We start from the raw sequence: 4,456 nt of genomic DNA, 5'->3' as shown, positions 1-4,456 counted from the left end.
AGCCATGTCTGCCTGCTCGGCGAGCGCGAGCAGGCAGACATGGCTTGCATGCCAACCGTCGCTTTCCAGATGCCAGATGGTCTTCGGCCATAGGTCGAGGAACCGGTCCTTGTCGACCGGCACCCTGTTCAGCGGCACATGGGCTTGGCTGGCGGTGCGCTCGGCGTCATCGGCTTCGCTGTGGCCAATGCCGGGATCGACGACATAGGCCGTCATCTCCGGCCTGAACCGTTTGGCCAGCGTGGTGACGAGACCAGAATCGACACCGCCGCTGCAGGCCGCGGCCAGGCTGGTATCGGCGATGCAATGGAGCTCGACGCTGTCCTTGATCAGCGCTTCCAGCGTTGCCATGTGCTCGGCGTCGCTGGCCGTATCGCCAACGATGCGGGCGGGGTCGAGCGCATCGAGGACATGCCAGAAACAGCGCTTCTCAATGCCGGCATCGCTGATCTTCCACAGGCCTGCCGGCGGCAGCCGCTCTATGCCCTGGAACAGGCTGGAACAGGAGTCACGGCTCTGCCAGGCAAGGCGCAAGGTGATCTCGCGCGCATCCACGCTCCGTGCAACGCCATCGCAGGCCAGGATCGCCTTGTCCTCGGAGGCGAACAGGATTCGCTCGCCCGTCTCGGCCACCGACATCGGCTTGATGCCGAGACGATCGCGCGCGAGCCACAGGGCGCCGGCACGCGCGTCGAAATAGGCGATGGCGAACATGCCGTCGAACATCGGGATCGCCTTGTCCGGCCCCCAGTGATGCAGCGCTTCGAGAACCACCTCTGTATCCGAGACCGTCCGGAACCGCCTGCCCTCAGCCTCCAGCGCGTCCCGCAGCGAGCGATAATTGTAGACCTCGCCATTGTAGACCAGCACGCCCTTGCCACAGGCCGTGAGCATGGGCTCGCGCGCCTGCGCGGACAGATCGATGATCGACAGCCGCCGGTGACCGAGCGCCAGCCGGCCCTCGTTCCAGCTGGCATGGTCGTCGGGCCCGCGATGGGCCAGCGCCTGCATCATGCTGTTGACGTCGGCGATGTCGCCGCCGCTGATCGGATCGCGTTTGCGCCAGACGCCGGCTATGCCGCACATGGCGTGCCGGCCGGTCTGGGCTGGTCCGGGGTTCTGCGAGAAGCCATTGGGACAAAACGATCGCCTGGCCGGGAGTGGCCAACACGGCAATCTAGCCGGAACCGGTTCAACCGCAAGCGGGCCGCCGCTTTCAGGGCATTCCGAAGGGAAGCCGCACCGTCCCGGAAGGTTCCAGATCAGAAACCGTTCTGGATGCGCTCGAAGATGACATTGGTAAAAGCCGATATCTGGCCGCCGATGAAGGGACCCGTAAGCGCCACCACCAGCATGATGGCGACGATCTTCGGCACGAAGGTCAAGGTGATCTCCTGGACCTGCGTCAGTGCCTGGATGAGCGCGATGCCGATGCCGACCGCCATTGCGACCAGCACCACCGGCGCGGAGGCGGTCAGCACCGTCCACACCGCATACTGGACGATGTCGAGAGCGTCGGCCTCATTCATGTGGCGGTTGGCCTAGCTCGCCGGCTTGATCGACACGCCCGCGCCGACGGGGACCGTGGTGCCATCCTGCAGCACTGCGATCAGTCCGTTGCTGCCAAGCGTCACCGACGCCACCGTGCCCGTGGTCTTGCCATCGGCCGAGGTGATGTTGCGGCCTATGAGAGCGTCGGCCTGCGACAGCGCCGACGACTGCATGATCTGGTCGAGCTTGGTGTTGGTCTGAACCGACTGCTCGACCTGCGAGAAGGTGGCGAGCTGGGCGACGTACTGCGTCGAATCCATCGGCTTGGTCGGATCCTGGTTCTTCATCTCGGCGATCAGAAGTTTCAGGAACGAGTTATAGTCGACGGCGGTCTTGGCGGTCTGCGTGGTGGTCTGGTTGGCGCCAACCGGTATCGAAGTCGTCATGTCCACGGTCATTAGTATCGTGCTCCCACGGCCAGCGGGCGCGCGGCGCCCGGAACGTCGTCATTGCCGCCAAGCGCGCGGCGTTCGAGAGGATAAAGCGAACGGATCGCCTTCAAGGCCTCGTAGATGTGATCCTCGCCGACCATGCGGTCGACCTGTTTCAGCGCGTTGCCGATCTCGGCGTCTTCGAAGCTTGCAATGAGCAGCGGCAGCGAGTGGCGGAACATCTCGCGCGCTTCATCGGCACCAGCGGGATTCATCAGCATGACCTGCACGATGAAATAGAGCTGCCGCAATGGCGTCGACGCCTCGTCGGCCTGGATCACGTGGCTCTCGAGCAGGAACTGCACGTCGTTCATCAGCTCGACGGTGACCTTGCGGTCGACGCGGATGACCGCACCGTTGATGTAGATCTTCTCGTTGGGCTTCAGTGATATCTTCAGCGTGTTGGTCATTGAATGCCGTCGCGGATGATCTGGGATACTTCGATCAGCCCCTCGAAATTGTCGGTGCGGCCCTGGCGGATGTCCTCCGCCTCGCGCAGCAGCCACAGGCCGATGGAAATCAGGTTGGCGCGCAATTCCTTGGGGAGCGCATTGTCGCTGGAGCCAAGGTCTTCGACGAAGACGGTCCAGACGCGATTGGTGAAATTCAGTGCCTCCACGGCCTCCATCGAATCCCGGCCGGCCGCCGCAGCAGCCGACAGCATGTCGATCGAGCGGGTCAGCAGCTCGCGCTCGCGGTCCTTGGCGTCCGTGACGGAGGTGCTTTGGACGTCGGCGTAGGAGAATTGGTACATCGTTGGCTCTACCGTTCCGGTTCAGAGTGCTTTCAGGTCAGGTAATTCAACAGGCTGAGCTGCTGCAGGCGCGCCGTCAGAGCAAAGGACGTCTCGATATGCTGCGTCAGGTCGGCGACGCGGGTCGCGGCTTCCGCCGGATCGACTGCTTCGAGATCCAGAATGTGCCGTTCGAACAGGTCGATCTGCGTTTTCATACGGTCGCTGGCGTCGGACACGCGCTTCTGGACGATACCGGTCTGGGATTGGACCTGCGCGATGCCGCTCAGCGCCTCGCCGACCAGTTTCTGCGAGTGGTCGATGATGCTGTCCTTTGCCGCCTGGCTGATATTGGTGGACATCAGGCTGGAGACCATGGCCGCCGCCATGGCGAGCTTCCTGATGCCGTCGTTGTTGGCGCCGGTCGAGGTCTCGGTGGTTTCGTTGAGCGCGATGCGGCTGACGATCTGCTGGTCGGTGGCATTCGACATGTTGGTCTGCCAGCCCGCGCCGAGGAACTGCGGCGTGACATAGTTGGTGATGAAATCGTCCATCTGGGCCGCGGTGATGTTGGCCGCGAGCGGGTCAGCGGGCGTGAAGCCGAATTTGGCGACGAAGGAGGCGTCGAAGGCAGCCTTGGCGGGAGAGCCGGCGGCGGTGAAATCGTTGATCGGCTTGACGTCGGTGTTGGTGCCAGCGAACAGATATTCGCCGTTGACGCTCGTGTTGAGGATCGACGTAAGCTGCTGGATAGTTGTCTGGCCGGTCGATTGGGTCAGGCTGTCTGAGTTGTCGCCCGACGATGCGGTGGTCAGGCTGGACAGGAAAGTCTGCGCGACGTTGGAGAGCTGGCCGAGCGAGGTCTGGGTCGACGAGAGCCGGGCGGCCACCAGTCCGTTGGAATCGACAATGACGTTGAGCCGGTCGAGGTCGCGCGAAAAGGTAACGGACTGGGCGGTACGTCCACCAAGTGCCAGACCGACATCGGCGACCTTGCCGGTCGAGGACTCCTTCGTGGCTTTGACGAGATCGGCTTGCATGCGCATCTGCTGATAGCGCATGGCATTCGTAAGGGCAGCAGAGGAGACGAAGGTCATGGCTTATCCCACCGCGTTCAACAGCGCCGTCATCATGTCGTCGACGGTCTTCATCATCCGGGCGGATGCCTGATAGGTGTGCTCGAGATCGAGCATCAGCGACATTTCCTGATCGACATTGACGCCGGTTGCGTTGGACAAGGCATCGGCACTGCGCTGTGCCAGGGCTTCCTTGGCGTCGGCGGCGGTCGAAGCCTGCTGACGAATGCCCTGCAACCAGCCGATCGAATTGGCGGCGTAGTCGGCAACGCTGGAGGTTGCCGAAATCCCGGCCGAGGGATCGAACGTCATCGGCTTGTCGAGCTGGTCGCCATAGGCGACCAGAAGATTGGAGTATGAAGGCCCGCCAGTGGTGTTGGCGACGTAGGCGGCGCCGTTGGCGCCCCCATCGCGCAGCAATGTCGGGTTGCCGCCGGCGCTGGGGTCCATCGCGGCATTGATCTTGATCGTTCCAGCAAGGCCATCGACGAGCGTGCCTGCGGCTGGCACCGCCGGTGCGCCCGGCCAGGTGAACAGGCCGGCCGCGTTGGGCATCGACGGTGCGGTTTCGGCAAAGGCGGTGATCAGGCCGCGCGCGGTTTCGTCGAGCTGGCTCTGCATGGTCGAGGCGACGCCGTCACGCAATTGCAGCAGGCCGGCAATCG

Annotated in this window: 7 protein-coding genes; all 7 read right to left on the bottom strand. The window is 63.4% G+C overall.

Annotated elements, in window-relative coordinates; translation table 11 throughout:
• A partial coding sequence (gene asnB, locus EOA36_RS28695) for an asparagine synthase (glutamine-hydrolyzing) (RefSeq protein ID WP_127280392.1) occupies nt 1-1,086 on the bottom strand: 1,086 nt, incomplete at its 3' end.
• A 176-nt stretch (nt 1,087-1,262) separates the two neighbouring features.
• On the bottom strand, nt 1,263-1,529 hold the full coding sequence (gene fliQ, locus EOA36_RS28690) for a flagellar biosynthesis protein FliQ (RefSeq protein WP_013893193.1): 267 nt from the start codon (nt 1,527-1,529) through the stop codon (nt 1,263-1,265).
• A gap of 12 nt (nt 1,530-1,541) precedes the next feature.
• Nucleotides 1,542-1,949 carry a flagellar hook assembly protein FlgD gene (flgD, locus tag EOA36_RS28685; protein WP_127280391.1) on the bottom strand — a complete coding sequence of 136 codons (408 nt, stop codon included), beginning with the start codon at nt 1,947-1,949 and terminating at the stop codon, nt 1,542-1,544.
• A complete protein-coding gene (gene flbT / locus EOA36_RS28680; RefSeq protein WP_127280390.1) occupies nt 1,949-2,392 on the bottom strand; it encodes a flagellar biosynthesis repressor FlbT in 444 nt (147 codons plus the stop codon). Before flbT ends, flgD begins: the two co-directional genes overlap by 1 nt.
• Entirely contained in the window at nt 2,389-2,736 is a 348-nt protein-coding gene (gene flaF / locus EOA36_RS28675; protein ID WP_127280389.1) for a flagellar biosynthesis regulator FlaF, read from the bottom strand. Before flaF ends, flbT begins: the two co-directional genes overlap by 4 nt.
• Nucleotides 2,737-2,768: 32 nt before the next feature.
• Nucleotides 2,769-3,812, bottom strand: a complete 1,044-nt coding sequence (locus EOA36_RS28670; RefSeq protein ID WP_127280388.1) for a flagellar hook-associated family protein — start codon at nt 3,810-3,812, stop codon at nt 2,769-2,771.
• Nucleotides 3,813-3,815: 3 nt separating this feature from the next.
• Nucleotides 3,816-4,456, bottom strand: a 641-nt coding sequence (locus EOA36_RS28665) for a flagellar basal body rod C-terminal domain-containing protein (RefSeq protein ID WP_281040086.1), incomplete at its 5' end; no start/stop codon positions are given.

The organism is Mesorhizobium sp. M8A.F.Ca.ET.021.01.1.1 (genome assembly GCF_003998025.1).
Lineage (GTDB): Bacteria > Pseudomonadota > Alphaproteobacteria > Rhizobiales > Rhizobiaceae > Mesorhizobium.
This window is presented reverse-complemented; position numbering and strand designations above follow the sequence as displayed.